The sequence below is a fragment of the Noviherbaspirillum agri genome, assembly GCF_054780595.1.
On record NZ_BAAGWA010000006.1, the window covers coordinates 1 to 20,856 of the forward strand.

15 protein-coding genes and 1 pseudogene are annotated in these 20,856 nt (G+C 57.4%); 8 read left to right on the top strand and 8 right to left on the bottom strand.

Annotated features, from left to right (window positions below; translation table 11 throughout):
- Positions 1-126: 126 nt before the first annotated feature.
- From ACYVIA_RS12095 to ACYVIA_RS12115, 5 genes and pseudogenes are all read left to right on the top strand, one after another.
- A pseudogene (locus ACYVIA_RS12095) lies at positions 127-2,361 on the top strand (CusA/CzcA family heavy metal efflux RND transporter); the annotation flags it as partial.
- A gap of 41 nt (positions 2,362-2,402) precedes the next feature.
- Positions 2,403-2,813 carry a cation transporter gene (locus tag ACYVIA_RS12100; protein WP_460841092.1) on the top strand — a complete coding sequence of 137 codons (411 nt, stop codon included), beginning with the start codon at positions 2,403-2,405 and terminating at the stop codon, positions 2,811-2,813.
- A gap of 211 nt (positions 2,814-3,024) precedes the next feature.
- Complete coding sequence (locus ACYVIA_RS12105; RefSeq protein WP_460841094.1) at positions 3,025-3,399, top strand: DUF4148 domain-containing protein; 375 nt, start codon at positions 3,025-3,027, stop codon at positions 3,397-3,399.
- 340 nt (positions 3,400-3,739) lie between these two features.
- Positions 3,740-5,563, top strand: a complete 1,824-nt coding sequence (locus ACYVIA_RS12110; RefSeq protein WP_460841095.1) for a copper resistance system multicopper oxidase — start codon at positions 3,740-3,742, stop codon at positions 5,561-5,563.
- Complete coding sequence (locus ACYVIA_RS12115) at positions 5,560-6,306, top strand: copper resistance protein B (protein WP_460841097.1); 747 nt, start codon at positions 5,560-5,562, stop codon at positions 6,304-6,306. Before ACYVIA_RS12110 ends, ACYVIA_RS12115 begins: the two co-directional genes overlap by 4 nt.
- Before the next feature lie 36 nt (positions 6,307-6,342).
- On the opposite strand, the gene ACYVIA_RS12120 is transcribed toward ACYVIA_RS12115, so the two are convergent.
- Genes ACYVIA_RS12120 through ACYVIA_RS12130 form a run of 3 tightly spaced genes read right to left on the bottom strand, consistent with a single transcriptional unit; the run spans position 6,343 to position 9,736 of the window.
- Positions 6,343-7,104 carry a cytochrome c3 family protein gene (locus ACYVIA_RS12120; RefSeq protein WP_460841099.1) on the bottom strand — a complete coding sequence of 254 codons (762 nt, stop codon included), beginning with the start codon at positions 7,102-7,104 and terminating at the stop codon, positions 6,343-6,345.
- Positions 7,101-7,856: a hypothetical protein gene (locus ACYVIA_RS12125; RefSeq protein WP_460841101.1), complete on the bottom strand. Its 756-nt coding sequence runs from the start codon at positions 7,854-7,856 to the stop codon at positions 7,101-7,103. The genes ACYVIA_RS12120 and ACYVIA_RS12125 overlap by 4 nt, the downstream gene beginning before the upstream one ends.
- The gene (locus ACYVIA_RS12130; protein WP_460841102.1) at positions 7,853-9,736 is read right to left on the bottom strand and encodes a 2Fe-2S iron-sulfur cluster-binding protein; all 1,884 of its coding nucleotides are present in this window, start codon (positions 9,734-9,736) and stop codon (positions 7,853-7,855) included. The genes ACYVIA_RS12125 and ACYVIA_RS12130 overlap by 4 nt, the downstream gene beginning before the upstream one ends.
- Before the next feature lie 878 nt (positions 9,737-10,614).
- Between ACYVIA_RS12130 and ACYVIA_RS12135 the strand changes: the two genes are divergently transcribed.
- Entirely contained in the window at positions 10,615-11,343 is a 729-nt protein-coding gene (locus tag ACYVIA_RS12135; protein WP_460841104.1) for a periplasmic heavy metal sensor, read from the top strand.
- Between the two features lie 912 nt (positions 11,344-12,255).
- On the opposite strand, the gene ACYVIA_RS12140 is transcribed toward ACYVIA_RS12135, so the two are convergent.
- From ACYVIA_RS12140 to ACYVIA_RS12160, 5 genes are all read right to left on the bottom strand, one after another.
- Entirely contained in the window at positions 12,256-13,482 is a 1,227-nt protein-coding gene (locus ACYVIA_RS12140; protein ID WP_460841105.1) for an alginate export family protein, read from the bottom strand.
- A gap of 664 nt (positions 13,483-14,146) precedes the next feature.
- Positions 14,147-16,249, bottom strand: coding sequence for a TonB-dependent receptor family protein (locus ACYVIA_RS12145; protein WP_460841107.1), 2,103 nt, complete (start codon positions 16,247-16,249; stop codon positions 14,147-14,149).
- A gap of 631 nt (positions 16,250-16,880) precedes the next feature.
- Entirely contained in the window at positions 16,881-17,225 is a 345-nt protein-coding gene (locus tag ACYVIA_RS12150; protein WP_460841109.1) for a copper-binding protein, read from the bottom strand.
- A 16-nt stretch (positions 17,226-17,241) separates the two neighbouring features.
- Positions 17,242-17,691 carry a DUF411 domain-containing protein gene (locus ACYVIA_RS12155; RefSeq protein WP_460841110.1) on the bottom strand — a complete coding sequence of 150 codons (450 nt, stop codon included), beginning with the start codon at positions 17,689-17,691 and terminating at the stop codon, positions 17,242-17,244.
- A 40-nt stretch (positions 17,692-17,731) separates the two neighbouring features.
- Entirely contained in the window at positions 17,732-18,229 is a 498-nt protein-coding gene (locus ACYVIA_RS12160) for a cupredoxin domain-containing protein (RefSeq protein ID WP_460841112.1), read from the bottom strand.
- A 338-nt stretch (positions 18,230-18,567) separates the two neighbouring features.
- Between ACYVIA_RS12160 and ACYVIA_RS12165 the strand changes: the two genes are divergently transcribed.
- Together ACYVIA_RS12165 and ACYVIA_RS12170 are read left to right on the top strand one after the other, a co-directional pair.
- On the top strand, positions 18,568-19,239 hold the full coding sequence (locus tag ACYVIA_RS12165; RefSeq protein ID WP_460841114.1) for a heavy metal response regulator transcription factor: 672 nt from the start codon (positions 18,568-18,570) through the stop codon (positions 19,237-19,239).
- Positions 19,239-20,639: a heavy metal sensor histidine kinase gene (locus ACYVIA_RS12170; protein ID WP_460841116.1), complete on the top strand. Its 1,401-nt coding sequence runs from the start codon at positions 19,239-19,241 to the stop codon at positions 20,637-20,639. Before ACYVIA_RS12165 ends, ACYVIA_RS12170 begins: the two co-directional genes overlap by 1 nt.
- The last annotated feature ends 217 nt before the right edge of the window (positions 20,640-20,856 follow it).

Genomic DNA, 20,856 nt, shown 5'->3' on the forward strand with positions numbered 1-20,856 from the left:
CCTTCATTCCCGCTTCGGCTTCTTTCAAGACGCCGATCATTTGTTCATCGGTGAATCGCTTTTTCATGCCTGCCTCCCAAGGGCAGACTCTACATTATCGCCGTACTAATCTCGGGTAGCAGGTCAGGTGTTATGGCGGTGACGGTTTATAACCGCACGATTCTGGTCGACAAAGCCATCAACACGGTGAAAAAGAATCTTATCGAGGGCGCCGTACTGGTCATCGCGATTCTATTTGTCTTCCTCGGTAACATCCGGGCCGCAATCATCACCGCAATGGTCATTCCGCTGTCCATGCTGTTTACCTTTACTGGCATGGTGTCGACCAAGGTCAGCGCGAACTTGCTGAGCCTTGGCGCTCTGGATTTCGGCATCATCATTGATGGTGCAGTCGTCATTGTTGAGAACTGCGTCCGCCGCCTTGCACACGCGCAGGCCCATCACGGTCGCCCACTGACGCGAGCGGAGCGCTTCCACGAAGTGTTTGCGGCGTCCAGAGAGGCACGGCGCCCGCTGCTCTATGGCCAGCTCATTATCATGGTGGTGTATCTGCCGATTTTCGCCCTCACAGGAGTCGAGGGCCGGATGTTCCATCCGATGGCACTGACAGTCGTCATCGCACTACTCGGCGCAATGATTTTGTCTATCACCTTCATCCCGGCCGCCGTCGCGCTGTTTATCGGTAACAAGGTAGCTGAGAAGGAAAATGTCGTCATGCAGGGGGCAAAGCGTTTCTACGGCCCGGTGCTGGACTTCGTCATGGTAAACAAGCCTGTAGTCCTGACCTTTGCTGCAGTCACGGTCATCCTGTCAGCGCTGCTAGCCACGCGTATGGGAAGCGAATTTGTTCCCAGCTTGAACGAGGGGGATTTTGCTATCCAAGCCTTGCGTATTCCTGGCACAAGTCTGTCGCAGTCGGTGGCCATGCAGCAGCAGTTGGAACGAACGCTGGTCAAACAGCATCCGGAAATCGAGCGGATATTCGCGCGGACAGGGACAGCAGAAATCGCTGCTGACCCGATGCCTCCAAATATCTCTGACGGATACATTATGCTTAAGCCTCAAGAACAATGGCCTGAGCCGAAGAAGACCCGCGACGAGCTGTTGGCCGCAGTACAGCAGACCATTTCCAGAATACCCGGAAGTAATTACGAGTTCTCGCAGCCAATTCAGTTGCGCTTCAATGAACTGATTTCGGGTGTGCGCAGTGATGTCGCCGTGAAGTTGTTTGGTGATGACATGGACGTACTCAATGACACGGCGGCCAAGATATCGTCTGTCTTGGGGCGGGTCTCGGGGGCTGCCGAGGTAAAGGTCGAGCAGACGACTGGACTGCCGATGCTGACGGTCAATATCGACCGTGAGAAGGCCTCTCGCTACGGTCTTAACGTCGGCGACGTACAGGAAATGGTCGCTACCGCCATCGGCGGAAAAGAGGCGGGAACGCTGTTCCAGGGCGACCGCCGCTTCGACATCATCGTTCGCCTGCCCGAGAACTTGCGAAACGACCTCGATGCAATGAGGCGCCTGCCGATTTCCCTCTCACGTGGCGATAAAGAGAACGGCCGACCGGCCTTCATTCCTCTGAGCGAAGTGGCGACTTTAGACATGGCGCCTGGACCCAATCAAATCAGCCGGGAGGATGGGAAACGACGCATCGTTGTCAGTGCGAACGTGCGCGGTCGCGATATTGGGTCGTTCGTCTCCGAGGCGGAAAGAGCAATCCAGGAACAGGTCAAGATTCCAGCAGGGTACTGGACTACCTGGGGCGGTCAATTTGAGCAACTGCAATCCGCAACGCAGCGGCTCCAGATAGTCGTACCACTAGCGCTGCTGCTGGTCTTCACACTGCTCTTTGCTATGTTTGGAAACATCAAGGATGGACTGCTGGTGTTTAGCGGCATCCCATTTGCATTGACCGGCGGTGTTGTCGCACTGTGGCTTCGCGGTATTCCGTTGTCCATAACCGCAGCGGTGGGGTTCATTGCACTGTCTGGCGTTGCGGTGCTGAACGGCCTCGTGATGATTTCCTTCATCCGAACACTGCGCGAGGAAGGACGTCCCTTGGACGAAGCTATCCGCGAGGGGGCATTAACCCGCTTGCGCCCGGTGCTGATGACTGCGCTTGTCGCATCGCTCGGTTTCGTACCAATGGCGATTGCAACCGGGACAGGCGCCGAAGTCCAGCGTCCTCTTGCGACCGTCGTCATTGGAGGCATCCTGTCGTCGACGGTTTTGACCTTGCTGGTACTGCCTCTACTTTATCGGTTGATCCACCGGCGCGCCGAGACCGACGCAGCCAAAGAGAACGCGCAGCGCGGAACGGCCGCACCTAGCGTGTCCAGTGTCACATCCGGCTAAGAAGCGATCCTGGACGGCGAGCATCCTCACGGCTTTCCGAAGTGAGGAACGAACACGCTTCGGGGGGGCTCGGGCTGACTACCGCCTTCCTGCTCGCGGAGGTGGTCGGCGGTGTCGTTACGGACAGCATGGCGCTGATCTCCGATATCGCACGCATGTTCACCGATACTGTGGCTCTTGCCATGGCGCTGGCTTTGATCTGTAGCGACGGACGGTCGACCGACAGTGTGCGCACAATCGGCTATTACCGCTTCGAGGTCCTCGCCGCCACGTTCAATGCAATGATACGGCTACCGGCGCCTGAAGAATCCACCCCAAATCCAGTCAGGCGACATGCTTGTTGCCACACTAATCGGGCTGAGCGCCAACTTCGTCAGCATGTGCCTGTTCAGCTCCGACAAGGAGGACAGCTTAACTGTACATGGCGCAAGTCGCACACCGATGGTCCGTGAGGAAGGCAGTATGCGATTTGGCATCGTGGTGTACGCTTCCGTTGTACATGCCATTACTGTAATCCGGTTGAAGAGTGTCGATGAAAATGACGAAAGCGTAATCGCATTGACAGAGTCCTGACATCGTACGCTTCGTACACTTCTATGCATGGGTGGGTGATTCAAGTGATCGTCCACAAGATCAAGTTATTGACATGCAAAGGAGTTGGACATGAAACGAAGCAAGTTATCTGCGGTTTTTTTCGTTGGCGCCATGTGTGCTGCATTTGGTTCGACGGCTGTGGCAAGCGATAAGTGGCTTGGGGACCGAGGCGATAATTGGGAAGAACATATCGTATCGACGAAGGCTAGGGCACAAGTTATTGCCGAGTTGAACGACGCGCGCGCAAAAGGTTTGTTGCCCGACAACGGTGAAGCCGCTTCCTATCCTGTGGAGCAAACATCGGCCAGCGGAGCCGGCATAGTGCGCAAGACACGAGCACAGGTTATCGCAGAACTGAATGAGGCACGTGAGCAGGGCTTGTTGCCCGGTAACGGAGAGATTCCTACCTATCCAGACCCGGAGGGCATGGCGAGCCGGCGATAGTGGAGTTATACACAGCCGCAGTGCGCATCCAAGAAGCGTGCATGGCTGGCGGGAGCGACTGCCAGCACGCTTCGACGTTCGTATGCTCGTGAATGTCGAACAACTGGTGCTCAAGTAGTTGCGTGCCAGCGCATCACATGTGGCTGGCACGGACCCGATGCCCGTAGACAAGAGCTAAGCCTAGGTGTGCCCCTGCCTCTAGCCTTGTGGTAATTGGATATCACCAATCTCGCTTTTCGCAAAGCCCAGTCAATTTCGCAGCCTTTCGCCTGACTTGGTTCCGAACTTTTTTATTGTCGTCCCCGTCACACAATGGCGATAAATATAAAACGGACCAAACATGAATATCTTCGGCTTTAATACCGGACGTCGCCGTTTCCTCCATGCGACCGCTGCGCTGGGCTTTCTGCAGGCCTTTCGCGGCCTTGCCCCCGCCTATGCACAAGGCGTCCCCGGACGCGGTCGCGAGCTGCGCGTGGGGGGCGAAAACGTTGCTGACCTCGTCATCGCGCGCACGCCGTTTGGCTATGGCGACCGCGAAGGCAGCGCGATAACGATCAACGGCACCGTGCCAGGACCGATTCTGCGCTTTCGCGAAGGCGAGACCGCGACGCTGCGCGTCACAAACCTCCTAAACGAAGACACCTCCATCCATTGGCACGGCATCCTCCTCCCGTCCGAGATGGACGGGGTGCCCGGTGTGAGCTTTGCCGGCATCCGCCCCGGCGAGACGTTCACCTATCGATTTCAGGTGCGACAAAGCGGCACTTACTGGTACCACAGCCATTCATCGCTGCAGGAGCAGCTCGGCATGTACGCGCCGCTCATCATGGACCCCGCCGAGCGGGATCCCGTCGTCTACGACCGCGAGCATGTCATCGTGCTGTCCGACTGGACCTTCCGCGATCCACACCGCGTGCTTTCGGCCCTGAAGAAAGAGGGCGGATTTTTCAATTTCCAGCAACGCACGCTGGGCGACTTCTTCCGTGAAGCGCAGCAGAACGGCTTTCGCAATACCTGGGAAGAGCGGAAGATGTGGGGCCGAATGCGCATGAACCCCACCGATATCCTCGATGTCACCGGTGCGGCGTATACCTACCTTGTGAACGGATTGCCGCCTGACGGCAACTGGACTGGTCTCTTCCGCCCGGGAGAGCGGGTGCGCCTAAGGTTCGTCAACTCGGCAGCGGCAACAACATTCAACGTCCGCATCCCCGGCCTGCCGATGATGGTCGTCGCCGCAGACGGGCAGAACGTGCAGCCGGTGACGGTCGATGAATTCCAGATCGCCATCGCTGAAACATATGACGTGATTGTCCAACCGAAAGGAGAGCAAGCCTACACCGTGTTTTCCGAGGCGATCGACCGCAGCGGCTACGGCCGCGGCACGCTCGCGCCTCGCCCGAATATGTCGGTGCCGGTGCCGCCGCTGCGCCAGCGACCATTACGCGATATGAAAGACATGGGCATGGACATGAAGGGGATGGATCAGGGCGACATGCCCGGCATGGACATGAAAGGAATGGACCACAGCCAGACGGAGGAGATGCAGCATCCTATGCCGGATTCCGCTGGGATGCAGATGGACTCCAAGCCCGGCAAGGACAGCCCGATCAATGGTAAGCATGGCCCGGACACGCACGGATCCGAGAACCAGACGGTCGCGATGGTCCAGCGCAACCGCCTCGGCGAACCGGGCACCGGGTTGGAAAATGTCGGGCACCGCGTGCTGGTGTACACCGATCTCAAGGCACTGGAGCCCTCGCGCGATCCGCGTCCGCCCGAGCGCGAGATTGAGATTCATCTTACCGGCAACATGGAAGCCTTCATCTGGGGCATGGATGGCCGGAAATTTTCCGAGTCCGGCGATCCGCCCAGGTTCCGCGTCGGCGAGCGCGTGCGCATCACGATGGTCAACGACACCATGATGGAGCACCCGATGCACCTGCATGGCGTATTCATGGAAATCGACAATGGTGCCGGGCTCGCGCACAAACCGCGCAAGCACACCATCAACGTGAAGCCGGCCGAGCGCCTGTCGTTCGACTTCACCTATGACGAGCCGGGCAACTTCGCCTTCCATTGCCACATCCTCTACCACATGGAAATGGGCATGTTTCGCTTCGTCAACGTCTCCGGTAAACCGCAGAGGTCACTGACATGAATCATCTTCGAGCCGCATTGTGCATTCTCGGGCTGTTCCTGACTTTGCCGGTCCTCGCCCAGCAAGATCCTTATCCGCTTCCGTCCAAGGACTGGCCCAAGCCGGTCATGGACGACCAGACATTTGCCTTTGTCCTGTTCGATCGCTTCGAATACCGCGCCCAGCGTGGCAAAGACGTGGCAATGTGGGATGTGCAGGGCTGGTTCGGCGGGGACCACAACAAGCTGTGGCTCAAAACCGAGGGCGAGGGCGAGAGAGGGGAAGGCGTCGATCAGGCCGAAGCTCAGGTGTTGTACGCGAGGCGCATCTCGCCCTATTGGCATCTGCAGGCCGGGGTGCGCCAGGAAGCGAGGCCGCGCCCGTCACGCAATAGCGCCGTCATCGCTGTACAGGGGCTGGCGCCCTACTGGTTCGACATGGAAGCGATGGCGTTCATCCGGGGTGGGGAAGTCACCGGGCGTCTGGAATTCGAGTACGACCAGTTGCTCACGCAGCGCGTCATCCTGCAGCCGCGCATTGAAACCGTATTTTCCTCAAAAGCAGAGCCGGAGCGCGGCGTCGGCCGCGGCCTGAACCACGTGGAACTCGGCCTGCGGCTGCGTTACGAAATCCGGCGCGAGTTCGCACCGTATATCGGGATCAACTGGACCCGTCGCCTGGGTGATACCGCCGATCTGGCTCGTCAGCAGAGCAAGGACGTAGGAGAGACGGCCATCGTCTTCGGGCTAAGGGCCTGGTATTAAAAGCACGCTTCCGTTCAGCTTTTTTCTGCGCAGGCATCAGTGATGCTTGTACCAGCCAACGTTCTTGATATCGTTCCAGGAGTTCGTCCTGTGACACGCAAAACACTGTGACACTTCCGCTTGCTCGACCCTTGTCACGCGCATGGAAACCATTTTGAAATGTTCCATATAGTGACTGGGTGGCGCCTGATGGCATTGCGCGCAATCCGTTGATCGCGGCGACGGATGACGGAATTCCGGAATAGTCCACATCGCCGTGGAATGGCAGGATGCGCAGTCGGCACCGAAGAAGCTGCGATGCGGATCCTGATTCGAATGACAGTTGGTGCATTTCAGGGCCGCCTCTTGTTGTGTAATCCGCGGATGGTCGACTGGATACACGGTAAGCGATGCAGCCGCGGCATCCGACAAGCGTGCGCGACCGAGTTTATACAGCACGTCGTGATTCATTGCGATGGGCCGTTGATCGGCCCCCTTATGTTCGACGTGGCAGCCGCGACAGTCGCTGATGCTGGCATGAAAAACGGTGGGCTGGCTGGAGAGCAGCGTCTCGTTATTGGCATGGCAGGCGATACACTTGCTGGCCTCCGGCCCCTTCACCGGCGTGTGGCAGGCGGCGCAGTCGTTTTCCAGGAATGAATGAGCCTGCGACAGCGCACCCGGACGCGCCATGTGTTGCCAGGCGGCCGGCTCCAGCAGCCTGGGCGGCATGCCGGAGTGATCGCTCAGAAAGTAGCCCAGTACGGTCAGTACAGCGGTTGCCGCTATTCCAACAAGCAAGGAGGGCCACAGCTTCATGAGAACCACCTCAAACCGAAGTGAATGCCGGACCATACATGCAGCGTCAGCAATAAGTACAGGATGAAGGCAATGGCGATGTGAACCCTGAGCCACCCTGAAAACAGGGATTTGAGCCAGGTATGCGACTTGATTGCGTACTCCACGTCGGCGATGGACTCGGTAAGAGCGAATGCGCGCATCGGCGCGCTGATGCGCTCTACCTCGGTACGCAGCATGAGCGCCTTCATGATCCCGCGCGTGAACAGGTCGGCAAGTTGGTTGAATAGTCCGGCCTGCGCTGGGACTGCCGCCAGTTCGCCCGTCACCTGCTGATAATTGATTTCCAGTTGCGTCAGCAATTCCTTTTTCTCTCGAATGGATTCGGAAATACGGACCATCAGATACCGCACAGGGTATCCGCTGAGCACGACTGCCAAGGTGATCGCCGTGAGCGCAATGCCTAGCACGCTTTCGAATTTATGGGCGGAATGCAGGATGACCAGGATCGGGCCGAGCACACCGGCATAGATGTGCCAAACCAGTAATGTCGGCATTGACACGTAGCGCGTGACCCACCGGTTGAGCGGCTTGATGCGCTTAACCAGCAGGTAGGCCAGCGGCACCAGCATCAGGATGGCACCGGACATAGCCAACACGCCACCCCATAGATCTCCGGCGAAGCGGGGATCGCGGTGAAACAGAAATCCTGTCCAGAACACGAGCATCAGGACGACCAGAGCGGTTGCGATCGATTTTTCGCGCATATTCATGCTTTCACCGAAATGTTTTCCAGCGCCTTGGCCTGGCAGGCCAGAATGATCTGGTTTTCCTTGTCACCTGGCTGCAAGCCATCTTCGACCGCCATGCTGACCTTGCCGTCCAACAGCTTCACTCGACACACGCCGCACACGCCGGTTCGGCACGAATAATCGATGTCCACGCCGGCCTCTTCGGCAACATCGAGAACAACTTTATCGGGAGGCAGAGGTGCGGATTTGTCTGATTCGACGAAAGTCACCATGGGGAGCGCACTCGACGTCGCGGTTTCACGCTGCAACTTGTCGCCCCCACCTTCGCGTGGGGAACGTTCGTCCTTGCCCAGCGCCGGACCGAAAGCTTCGGTCTTGATCCGCTCGAGTGGCACGCCCAGTTCGGCGAGCGCTTTTTTTGTTGCCTCCATCATCGGGACCGGGCCGCAGATATGCACATAGCGAGACGCCAGATCCGGCACCGATTCGGCGATCAGCTCCTTGGTAATCATCCCCTTGCGCCCGGGCCAGTCAGCGCCTGCATCATTGGCGACCGTGACAACCAGGTGCAGGTTCGGGTGGCGGCGTTGCAGATATTGCAGTTCCTGCCAGAAGATAATGTCTTCCGGTGTCTTGCATCCATACAGCAGGAAAATGTCGCCCGCCCAGCTTCGGTCGAGCAGATAGCGCAGAACGCTCATCAGCGGTGTGATGCCAACCCCGCCGGCGATCAACAGGATGCATTTGCATTCCCGACCGGTAAACACAAGTGAGCCAGCCGGACCTGAGAACTCAAGCAAATCGCCTTCATGCACGGTCGAGTGGAGGTAGCTCGACACGATACCTTCAGGGGCTAACTTGACAGTGATCTCCACATAATCCACCTGGGTTGGCGAGGATGAAATCGAATAGCTGCGCCGAACCGGCTTGCCGTCGGACGGAACAGCGGCGGTGATGAACTGTCCTGGAAGGAAGTGGAACGGCAGGACGCCCCCCAGCGGATTCATCAAGCGGAATGTCTTGACATCCGGCGTTTCCTGGAAAATGCGGCCGATGCGCAACTTCCCCGACCATTTGGGGCCGGAATTCGTCGGCACTGCATGCACGGCACCCGCGGCAGGTGCTTCCTGCGGTACCACACGGCCTGCGGACGGCTCTGCCGGAACCCCCCCCGTCGTACCAGTCAGATTTTGCAAGAGGCGCGAAGCCCGGCGAATCTTTAGTGCGTACATCCACAGCATCGCGACCGCAAACAGCACTAAACTCAGCATGATCGAGAAATGGAACCAGGTGAAGCCAAGAAGTCCGGTTGAGGCAGTGGCGGCCGTGCTTTCCAAAAGATTCATTTCCTGCTTGAACCATTGCAAAGCGACCTGCTGCGCAGAGCGGCCTTCCGCTATGGCACGCCGTGCCGCCAAGCCACTGTCGAAGCGGGAGGCGCCTTCTTGGATCATGGAGGTCGCATGCTGCAGGCGTGCATAATCGCCCATGGGATTGGCGCGCAGTTGATCCAGTCCTTCGGCGATCAATTGTGTGCCGCTTTGCATGCGCTCCTGCGCGGCCGATTCCACTTCTGCCTGCTTATCCGGCGGCAGGTCGGGCAGCGCCATCAATGACGGATAGAGCTCCTTGCGCGGCGGAACTCCCATCATTCCGTCCATCATCTCGCCCATCATCCCGGAACCCGCCGTGCCCGTGGATGCCTCCGGTTGCGTCGTGGCGGCTTGTCCAGGATGATGCTTTGCATGCTCCTCCGGCGTGGTCTGTGCCGCTGCATGGGTAGCACCGACAGCGAATGCGATAGCAAGACATGCTCGCCGTACCCAAGACCATCGCAAGTTGCGGAGCCGGGCATGCGTTGGACCGGTCATGGCAATAGCAATCTCTCGTTCCCGGTTCACTTTTGTTCTCCCATTAGTTGTTTTCTCTGATCCGCGTTCAATACCTAAGTAGCATGGCCGTCAACAGGGGGCAAGCCCTTGGTCGGTGCGGAGTTTCTCAATATCACGGGGGCAGTCTTCACTGCGGCGAACGTCCGGTGACTCGGAGTCGGCTATCCGCCATAGCAATTGCTCGGTATGTCCGGCAGGCCACTGCATGTTTGCCTGCGCTAAGCGGCCCGGCCTATTGGTCAGGCCCAGGCTGCGCCGGTCGATTGATAGCGTAACCGCATCCGAAGAGGATTCGTCTCGTAAGCTTGCATCAAAATGGCTTCCAGTAGGGCTGCCTTGTCGCGTAGTTCGCATATCCATATCCAATTCATCGTGGATTGTTTCGAGTCTCGCCCGGGTGGGAGCGCCTTGCGCTTCGCAGCCCAAGTTGTGGTGAATTAAGTATACCGGCACCCGCCATCGACAACTTGCGAAACCGGCCGCCCCACGGTCATCATCGGTAAAAGAGAGAAGTGAGAAGTCGGGTAAGGGCAGGCCATTATTGAATCATGCCCCTCTCGGAGCCGTATGTGCGATTCTCGCTGCGGAGACGCAGTAGATCCATTTACGTATGCTCACTCTCTTCGTTCCGCTGTATGATAAGGTTGGCATGTATGCTGGGGCACAACATATACTCTGTTTTTTGTAGGATACGTCGTGCGACACCGGATTGCAGTGTGGTGGCGACGTCATAATCGGTATCTGAATGGGCACGCGATGACGCAGCGACGTTGACCGAGGTGAGAATATGCCATTGATGAGCAGTTGCGCTGTAAGTGTAAGAAGCGAGCCGGGAGATTATCCCGTTTTTATCCGTGAGAATATCTAAAACAATGGAGGTTCTAAACATGAAACGTGCAATGAGACATTCACAATCGATGCTGGCCCGTATCGCCTTGCTATCCAGTTTCGCGTTGCTGTCTTCCCCGACTTGGAGCGGTGTACCGAGTATGCCGGACATGCAGATCGCAATGATGGATGATGAAATGGGTGGTATGGGTGGTATGGGTGGTGGAAGGATGAGCGGTAGTATGCCGTCTGATAACTCGATGTCGCCGTCTGGATCGTCCGATGCAATGGGAACCGACATGATGGGGCGTATGCGCGGTTCTGGAATGAAGAAGGACCCGATGAAAAAGATGGCGCCCGTTTCGTCCTTGCCAGGATTTCCGGGGGGATCTCATCTCTATCATGTCGGCGCCACCGACTTTTTTCTAGATCACCCGAAACACATAACCTTGTCGATTGAGCAGCAGACTTCTCTGAACCAGATCAAGGAAAAAGCGTTGCTAGACGGTGCGAACGCTGAGCGTCGCATTGAGGAAGCAGAGCAGGAACTATGGACCCTCACCGCCAGTGAGGCGCCGGATGCGGTAAAAATTGAAGCAAGAATCCGCGCCATCGAAAAGCTGCGCGCTGACAAACGCATGGCGTTCATTCGCGCAGTTGGCGACGCGGGCAAGATTCTTACTGCAGACCAGCGCGCAGCTCTGCTTGGAACGAAGCCGCCAATGGGACGCAAGCCGTCGTCCGACAGTAAGATGCCGGCAATGAACGCGCCGATGCCGCGCCAATAACAGGGCGTCACGGGTGCCACTCTAGGCGGACATGTCTACGCTGCAGGGCTTCGCTGGCACCCTGATACTCGCCGTGTCGATGCGCCTGTTCACCAGAGCAGGCATATCGATCGGCCGCACGGCATGTGCTGCGCCTAGACTGATTGGGGCGTCAACCAGCAGAGCCCGTCAGGGACAGTGACACAACGCCACCGATACAGCCCGAATCTATGGTCGCCCTCCGATTTGCAACCTTGGATTGCTGACGTAGGGCGTCAGCGAGACATCTATCGTATTCGGATCAAGCGCCTGGGATCAAAGCGGGGTTGCCGTTCAACCGGCTTTTTTCTGCGCATGCATCAGTGACGCTTGTACGATTCAGCGTGTTATCAACAGCAACTTTTCGCGATGAAGCTAATTTCGTTTGGTATGCTTCGGCGTTGCCTTTTTGGGCCGCGCACTTCGGTTTCCGTGGCGTGGAGAGCGCGCGCGCGGACGGGGCTGCTTATCCTGCATCCTTAGATGAAGGAGAAACAAGAGGATGGCGAATATGGATAACCCGCCCACCAGCAGAAATAAAGGTAACCAGTCAGCTGGAAGCGCGCCGCCTGAATAAAACATGCATCACCGAGTTGGGAAATGACCGTATCGACAAATGGAGCAGTCCCTCTGGGCCAATCCATGAGTACACACTCTGCGGCTACGCCGTCAGTTTTGAACAGTCTTCGCGTTCATCCTAACGCCCGTAAGGCTGCACACCTTGATGTAATCGACGATACTGTATGCTGCACATTACGTACATCCTCTCAATTTTTTTCCGTCGTCAGGTGCGGTTGCGTAAATGGCCGTGCGCTGACGCCGGCTCCCTCAATGGAGCTGGTGATTCTCATGCGTTAGAGGCATACCCCTAACGCATGGCGCTGCCGGTTTGTATCAGAATTTCGCTTCGGCGTACAGCCAGAGCTTGTCGGTGTCCACCGCAAAAGACTTCGCGCGGTATTTGCCGTACTTGGCACCTAACAGATAGTTCTTGCCGATTGCCTTGGTCGCGACGAGGTCCCATTCCGTCCCATAGCGCGTGCTTCCTTCGTCGGCACGGAAGTCGTGATAAATGGCTTCGAGCTTGGTGCCATACAGAACGGTGCCCGCGGACAGATAAGCGTCGTTCAATCCGTTGACAGGAGTGGTCAGGAACTGATCCGCCCAGCCGTTGAATGCATGCAGCGTGGCAAGCGGCGTTTGGAAGGCGGTCCGGCCGTTGCTCCCCAGTACTTCGTAACCCAGCTTGAACGTCGCACCGCCGACTGCGGCGCCGCCTTCCAGCAGATAGTACTTCAGGCTGAAGTTGGCCGGATTGTCGCGATAGTCGCTCTGGGATGCGTATTCGGCGGTGTAAAGGGCTTTAACGGCGTTGCCAACGGGGGTATTGCCGCTGAACCGCAGGCCGTAGGTCCGTGCCGATTCGGCGGGACGATCGACGAAGTCGAGCAGATAGGCGTAACCGACGAGCTCACCCGCGCTCCATCCCTTGTACTTCACGTTGAGCAATGGCGCCTTCGTCTTGAAATCACCTACAGTGCTGCGGTCGCTGAATACACGATTGACGTTATAGATGTAGCCGGCGGTAATTGTCGTGTCGGGCAGCGACTGGTTGACCGCGGTGAAGGCATCGAAGGTCTGCTCGTTCTGGCGCCAGCCAACGTTACCAATGAAGCGGTGGTTGTCGAGCGTCAGACGCTGGCGGCCGTACTTCAGCTTCGTGCCCGGCAGGCCGCCATAGGCCACATACGCCTGGTTGATTTCCGTGAATTCCGGATCGGCAACTATCGAATAGTTGGTCTTGCCGTTGATCGTGCTGTTGTATGCCGAGCCTCCAAGCGCGGTAAGGTGTTCCGCTTCGGCCATGACGCTGAAGCCCATGTGCTGACCGGACTCGTAACCCAGACGCAGGCGGACGGTGGAGGCGGTGGCATCCTTGAGCGCATTCTGCTGATCGACCGCCTCGAGGCGGTATCGTGCATCGATCGACGTCTTGCCGCCGGTCAGCGCTTCGGTGATGCCGGCATTCGCGTTCGCCTGGGCGGTGAGCGCGAGTATGGTGCAGCCCAAAACTGGACGAATCCGCGTGCGCGACGACGTGGTTCGTTGGTTGATTTTCATTGCCGTTCTCCTTAAGAAATCGTGGCGGTAGTGGATCGGTCCGTAGAGCGGTGGCACTCTGTTCCGGATCATGTCGCCTGCGCTTGCATGGTGCATGAATGATAAAGAATCATTCCTTACGGAAAGATGACCTAATGATTACTTTCGTTGCAGGCTAAGGAAGAAGGAGGGGGCATGGATCTTCATGGCCAAGCAAGTTGTCGAGCGCAGCGCACAGTGGATTTCGGAGCTGGAGGCTCTATTCGCCAACATCGGCCATTGGTGTAACCGGGCATGCAGTGCCAGTACAGCGTACGGCCGGCTGCATCGAAAATTACCAGATTGGCGTTTTCCTGGCATACGCGCGCGCATGACCCGGTGCGACGTGTAGTGGCGACAGTACTAATGCTCGAGTTTGCCTCCAAGCCGCGATCGGCGCAATGGCTGATTGAACGCGCAGTCGCAGTGCATGTGCCGCCTGCATGAATTACTGGCGATCGGATCTATGGTGAGGATCGCCGGCTGCGGGTACGATTGGAACAGTGCGATCGGCGCTGTGTTCGAGCAGCGGCAGGCACCCAGTCGTCGTGTGATGCCAAGCCCAGTTGCCTGTGGCAATCTAAAAAATGAAGATGATGAGCACGTCAGCGGCGCGATGCTTCTGCGCCGCCGGGCTTTCAGTTCATTAGAACTTGTAGCTCATGCCTACTTCGAAGTTGCGTTCCGCACCAGGGAAGATGCCGTCAGGATTGCGACTTGCGATGTATTTCTTGTCGAAGAGATTGCGCACAGTGCCGAACACGCTCAACTGTTTGTTCACACCGTAATGCGCATTCAGGTTGAAGGTCGTGTAGGCCGGGATTTCGCCGCGGCGGCCATCCGTGCTTTCGGCTACGGTGTTTTCCGGGTCGACGAACTGGCGGGAAACGTGGTTGGCGCTTAGGCCGGTATTGAGGTCGCCTGCCTTATAGTTCACCGCCAGGTTCGTTGTCAGTTTCGGCGCGTACGGCAGGCGGTTGCCGTTGCGGTCGATGCTGCCGACGATCTTGGTGCTGTTATACCGCGCGGTTGGAATATAGGTTGCATTCGCACCCAGACTCCAGCCTGCACCGATCTCCACACCCAGCGCCGCTTCCAGGCCCCGGTTCAGCGTCTTTCCGGCGTTGGTCACAGTGGCGCCGACGCCGCCCGACTCGGACTGCGGCACGATCTGGTTGGCGAAGTCCATCTGGAACGCGGTCGCTTCATAAGTGAAGCGATTCGCCGCGCCGCGCACGCCGAATTCGAGGTTGGTGGAGCGCTCGGCGTCGAGCCGCTGATCGACGCCGCCGGCGCTGATCGCGGTTGCCACCATGGCCGGCGAGAAGCCCTTGTAGGCGCCCGCAAACAGTTGCGCTTGCGGGGAGGCCTGCCATGTCACGCCCACGCCGGGCATGAATTCCGTATTGCTGGACTTGCCGGCGGTGCCCGTCAGTTCGTTCTTGCGGCTCTGGTCGTACGATTCGACGCGCAATCCGAGCGTGGCCGCCAGCTTGTCGGTGACGATAAAACGGTTCTGGCCGTAGAAGGCGATGCCGTCGGCCTTTTGCGTGTCGTCGCCGGTCAGTGTCCCCGAGCGTGCGTCCGGGTTGGTCCTCGAACTGACGGTCTTGTTACCAAGGGAATCGCGATGCAGGCGAACGCCGATTTCCGCCTCGTTCCTGATGCCTAAACCGTTGAAGTTGGCAAGCAGCCGCGTGTCAATACCCACCATCTCGAACGATCGGTTGCGCCCGGTCATACAGTTGACGGTGTTGTTACACGGCTGGAACGTGGTGCCGTTTGCGCTGCGGGAGGCGATATCCCGACGCCAGAAGTCACGGTCCAGCTGGCTCCAGTACAACAGGGTCTTGAGCTTCATGTCCTCGTTGATGTCGAGTTCATGGTTGATGTCAAAGGAGTTACGCGCCGTTTCGAAATAATCGTTCGGCGCCGGGTTCTTGGTCGGGTCGGTCCGGTATTCGTTCGGCCGCAAGCCGACATAGGAAGTGTTGATGTCGTTGTCGTAGTGGGAGAACTTCGCGCTGACCCATTGCTTGTCGCTGATCGCCATGCCGCCCTTGATCACAACGTCATTCATTTCGAAGCCGTTGTTGCGGAAACCGTCGCCCTGCGAAGTCACCAGACTGATACCGCCGACCGCCTCGCCCGAGGGCGCGGTGCCGCCAGCATCGAGGCCGATCAGGCGGTAGCCATGCGAGCCCGCCTTGGCGGTTACCTTGACGCCATCTTCGGGCTTCTTGGTTTTGTAGTTGATCACGCCGCCGATGGTGGTCGGGCCATAGCGCAGGCCGGCCGCGCCCTTCAGCACCTCGATGCTATCCATCCGCTCGATGCGCGGGCTGTAATACGATTCATTGGCTAGGAACAGGCCTGGCGCCACCGGTACGCCGTCTTCCAGTACCAGCAGTTTCTGGCTGCGGTTCGGGTCCAGGCCGCGCATGCCGATGTTCGGAATGAAGCCGTAGCCTTCTTCTTCCCGCACCACCACGCCGGGAACGACCTTGAGTGCATCCTGGGTGGATAGTGGCTGCATGACTGCCAGCTGTTCTTTGCCCAGGATGGCGACCGAACCGGGTTGCTTGCTGATCGCCTGCTCGCCCTTGCCGATCACATCGATACCTGGCAATACCACTTCAGCGGCCAGTGTTTGGCCGGGAAGGTTCATTGCTGTAGCAAGCGCTAGGACAAGTTTTGTCTTGGCTAAGGATGGGGAATGCTTGTGCAGCAGGCGCGACTTGCGGATCATTAAATACTCCTTTATGAAGAAATATGGCTGGCTTGACGCAAGACACGCGGCTGGCTGGCTGAGAAAGTTATATGAAGAAAAGCATTGCAAAGATAGGAACAATATTTCCAATTGGAATGATAATTATTCTTGTTTACTTCGGCAACAGATTTCCACCGGGAGCTACGCATCGCTCGCGCGTCTAAGCTTGGATAGGGCGGCTGGGAAAGTCCGTTCTAATTGGTGAATCTTAAGAACAAATAACGCGCTGCCTATTGAACAATCAGGATGAAAGGCAAACTTACCCACGCAGCCGAGAAGACTTAAGCGCCGCGGCATAGTGAAAAATGTAAGTTAATGCTTCGTACTACCGTTCGTACTGATTCTTCTGTTCAACGTATGAGCTATTTTTAGTGTTTTGTTGCAACTAAACGCCGTTTTCTACTCATTTTAGCCGTACGTTTGTTAAATTTAATGCAACAAACCAATCTCCAACTGTGAGCACTACGTCACGTTAATTGTGATCGTGTTGTTATATACCCCACGGCAACACGGAAAGATTGGGAACGACGAATTCCTATCCTTCATCACTGAGGTCGTTTGTGAAGTCTTGCGAGCATTCATGCACGCAAGACTTAGCTTATTGCATCTCTTAGTGCGTCGACTCAAGCGTTGTTAGCGTCATCGCACCGTTGACGGTGTCGGCCTTGAACCTGACCTTGTCACCGGCCTTGACCTGGTCGAACATCGCCGGGTCCTTTACTCGGAATACCATTGTCATGCCCGGCATGCCGCGTTCTTCGATGGGGCCGTGCTTGATGGTGATCTTGCCTGCCTCCTTATCGACTTTCTTGACTTCGCCATCGATCATGGCTGGCGTGGCCTTTGCCGCCGGAGCAGACATTGAGCCGTGGCCATGGTGCCCGTCGTCAGCAAAGGCGATCGACACAGATGCGAGTGCGACCGCGGCGAGGACAAACTGAGAGAGCCGATTCATGGTGTCTTCCTTTCGTTTAGTTGCCATCGTAATGGTGGTAAGTGGAGTAGTTCCCGCCTGTCTCGACCAGCAGGACGTCATACGGGGCGCTGCGATGTCCTTCCATGCCGGGCGACCCCATGGGCATGGAGGGTACTGCCAATCCTTTCGCCTTGGGGCGCTCTGCCAGCAGGCGCTTGATGTCGCTGGCGGGAACATGGCCCTCGATGGCATAACCTTGTACCAGCGCCGTATGACAGGAACCCAAGGCTTGTGGCACGCCGAATTTTTCCCGGTAATCGGATGGATTGGCAACGTTGTGCGCCTTAACCTCGAAGCCGTTGGCTTCCAAATGCTTGACCCATTCGGTGCAACAGCCGCACAATGCGCTCTTGTACACCTCGAGCGCCGGCGCCGCGGCCGTTGCGAGAAACGGTAAGACGAGCAGACCGGCGGCAACCGCATGCAAGGCGATCCGATGCTTCATGCCGTACCTCCTGATGATGCTATACGATGGTATACCCATGTCAGTCCCTGCTGACGACTCTCACGCCGCCCTTCATGCCAGCTTCGAAATGGCCGGCAATCAGGCAGGCGTAATTGAAATTGCCTGGCTTGTTGAACGTCCAGACGAGTTCTTCCGTTTTGCCCGGCGCAACATGCGTCATATGAGGTTCTTCATGCTCCATGCGCGGAAATTTCCTCATCATGTCGGCATGATCCTGCAAGCTCTGCATCGTGCCAAGCACCATTTCGTGCATCAGCTTGCCACTGTTGGTGATGACGAATCTGATCGTCTCGCCCTGCTTGACTGTAATCGACGCCGGTGAAAATCGCATCCGGTCGTTCATGTCCATCTTGATGGTGCGGGTGACTTTCATCGAATCCCCGGCCATGCCAAATTCTTTCTGTTCGACGTTGGCCGGATCGTAGCTGGTCTGCGCATGCGTCTCGTCGTCGCCATGGGCGAAGGCGGCGGAAGACAGTGAGAGAATGATCGCGGCTAACGGGAAAAATAATTTCATGGGACTTTTCCTATTTACAGATCTCGCTGAATCAAGAATTCGGAACGCGTCTCGATCTTGGATAAGCTCGAGTTCGAGATGACACACCGGCCGGACCCAACGGAGAAGGGTGCTTTAGTTAAATAAGGGGGTGTGCGCGATACCGGCATATGTCCGTGAAGCTCTTCGGCAATGTTGCTTTTCTCGATCAATGAATACAACCCGCCATTTTTCTTGAGCGAAGTATACGTGATGGAATTGGACCGGAAGCTGACGGCAAGATTACGGTTTTGTAATCTCGACGTTGGCCGATTTCGGAGACAATCTCGTGCGACAAGCAAATGGGGGCACACTACGTTATGCGTATATTGGTAGTCGAGGACGAGCCGAAGGCTGGTGAATACCTGCGCAAAGGTCTTGTCGAATCGGGATTCATCGTCCATTGGGCACGGAGCGGGCCGGACGGCCTGCATCTGGCGCAGAGCGAAGCATTCGACCTGATCGTGCTGGATGTAATGTTGCCTGGCATGGACGGTTGGCAAGTCGTACAGGAATTGCGAAAAACGCAGGAGATTCCCGTGCTGTTTCTGACTGCCCGTGATGAACTGGCCGATCGCATCAAGGGGCTGGAGCTCGGCGCAGATGACTATCTGGTCAAGCCGTTTGCGTTCGCCGAGCTGGTCGTGCGTATCCGCACTTTGTTGCGGCGCGGGCCGTTGCGCGTGTCCGAACGCATCACCATAGCAGACCTGGAGATTGACGCAATCAAACGGCGTGTCACGAGAGCGGGAGACCGGATTAACCTGACGGCCAAGGAGTTTGCCCTGCTGCACTTGCTGGCGCAGCGCAAGGGCGAAGTGTTGTCGCGTTCCCTGATCGCTTCCCAGGTATGGGACATGAATTTTGACAGCGATACCAATGTCGTCGACGTCGCCATACGCCGATTGCGCACGAAGATCGATGATCCCTATCCCAGGAAGCTCATTCATACCTTGCGCGGCATGGGCTACGTGATGGAGGAGCGCGGCTGATGCAGCGGCAACCTGCTTCGCTCACTGCGCGCCTGGGCCTGATGTTCGCCGTTGTGGCGATGCTGACATTCGCTGCCGTCGGAACATACTTGTACCAGTCGCTGGCGACGCAGCTGGCAGTCAGGGAAGAGGCCGAATTGCTCGAGAAAATCGGGTACATCCGTCATCTGCTGGAGGAAACGCCGTCGGTCGCATCGATTCGCATCGACCCACATCGCTTCGTCGATGCGGCGGCGAGTCATGGCGGCATGATCCTCGTGTTAAAGTCCGCCGACGGCGCGGTTCTAATGCAGAGCGGCGCCGGCATGGATCAACTGCCGATGCTACCAGTGTTGCCGTTGGCGGCAGCGGGGCGGTCTCCCGATCACTCGGCTGTACGTACCTGGCTGCCGCCATCCGGAATTCCCGCCCGCGTTGTTGCGGCGTGGGGCGTGGTAGGTGGAACGCCTCACCAGGTACAGATTGTCATCGCACGATCGACCGCGACCAGAACGGCATTGCTGACCACCTATCAGCGCAGCGTGCTGGCCGGCGTGGTGACCGGCGCCGTGCTGGCCGGGACTCTCGGTTTCCTGCTGGTGCGCAACGGCCTGCTGCCGATCCTGCGTCTGGCGAGCCAGGCCCGTTCAATCACTGCGCAACGCCTGGATACGCGGTTGAACGCGGCGACGGCACCGCTGGAATTGCAGACCTTTGTCGATGCGTTCAACGCGATGCTCGATCGACTCTACGACAGCTTTCAGCGTTTGTCGCAGTTTTCCGCTGACCTGGCGCATGATCTGCGTACGCCGATTAATAACTTGATGGTGCAGACCCAGGTGGCTCTTGTGCAGCCCCGCTCCGGGGAAGCCTATCAGGCTTTGCTTGCATCTAATGTCGAGGAATATGAGCGTCTCGCACGCATGATCGAGGGCATGCTCTTCCTTGCGCGAGCCGATCACGCGCATGTCGCGCTCAACCGGCAAGTTGTCGATGTCAGCACGGAATTGCTACGCATTGCCGACTATTTCGAAGGCATCGCGGACGAGGCGGATGTCTTGCTGACGGTGCACGCAAGCGGCACCATTAATGCAGACGCGGCCTTGTTTCGGCGTGCCGTGAATAACTTGGTTGCCAATGCGATTCGGCACGCGGCCGCCGGCTCTGAGGTGAGGCTGATGTCGCAGAAAGCAGGCCAATGGATGGCGGTCAGTGTATCGAACCGTGGGGCGCCCATCGATCCGGCACATCTCCCTCGATTATTCGACCGCTTCTATCGTGCCGATCAATCGCGTAGCGACTCCGCATCTTCAACCGGCTTGGGATTATCCATTGTGCGGTCGATCATGACCTTGCATGGAGGGCAGGTCGAGGTGGATAGCGCTGCAGGCTTGACAACATTCCGAATGCTGTTCCCTTAGATTTTGGGCACGCATGACGATGCAACCAAGCTCAAAGGTGGCAGTGTGTCAGACGCGACGGACGTATCAATATTCTTCAGGTTCAGATGCTGCTGAATATTTCACGTCGTAGGGCAAATTCCCAGTTGCTCTTCCCGTTTGCGACAGAAAAATATGGGCGGGTCTTCAGGAAGTCTTATGCATGACATGCGAATCTGCCAAAACAATGACGAAGATG

Coding starts and splice junctions, on each gene's coding strand:
- ACYVIA_RS12105 (WP_460841094.1), top strand. CDS start 3,025: ATGAAACGAAGCAAGTTATCTGCGGTTTTTTTCGTTGGCGCCATGTGT.
- ACYVIA_RS12110 (WP_460841095.1), top strand. CDS start 3,740: ATGAATATCTTCGGCTTTAATACCGGACGTCGCCGTTTCCTCCATGCG.
- ACYVIA_RS12115 (WP_460841097.1), top strand. CDS start 5,560: ATGAATCATCTTCGAGCCGCATTGTGCATTCTCGGGCTGTTCCTGACT.
- ACYVIA_RS12120 (WP_460841099.1), bottom strand. CDS start 7,104: ATGAAGCTGTGGCCCTCCTTGCTTGTTGGAATAGCGGCAACCGCTGTA.
- ACYVIA_RS12125 (WP_460841101.1), bottom strand. CDS start 7,856: ATGAATATGCGCGAAAAATCGATCGCAACCGCTCTGGTCGTCCTGATG.
- ACYVIA_RS12135 (WP_460841104.1), top strand. CDS start 10,615: ATGAAACGTGCAATGAGACATTCACAATCGATGCTGGCCCGTATCGCC.
- ACYVIA_RS12140 (WP_460841105.1), bottom strand. CDS start 13,482: ATGAAAATCAACCAACGAACCACGTCGTCGCGCACGCGGATTCGTCCA.
- ACYVIA_RS12145 (WP_460841107.1), bottom strand. CDS start 16,249: ATGATCCGCAAGTCGCGCCTGCTGCACAAGCATTCCCCATCCTTAGCC.
- ACYVIA_RS12150 (WP_460841109.1), bottom strand. CDS start 17,225: ATGAATCGGCTCTCTCAGTTTGTCCTCGCCGCGGTCGCACTCGCATCT.
- ACYVIA_RS12155 (WP_460841110.1), bottom strand. CDS start 17,691: ATGAAGCATCGGATCGCCTTGCATGCGGTTGCCGCCGGTCTGCTCGTC.
- ACYVIA_RS12160 (WP_460841112.1), bottom strand. CDS start 18,229: ATGAAATTATTTTTCCCGTTAGCCGCGATCATTCTCTCACTGTCTTCC.
- ACYVIA_RS12165 (WP_460841114.1), top strand. CDS start 18,568: ATGCGTATATTGGTAGTCGAGGACGAGCCGAAGGCTGGTGAATACCTG.
- ACYVIA_RS12170 (WP_460841116.1), top strand. CDS start 19,239: ATGCAGCGGCAACCTGCTTCGCTCACTGCGCGCCTGGGCCTGATGTTC.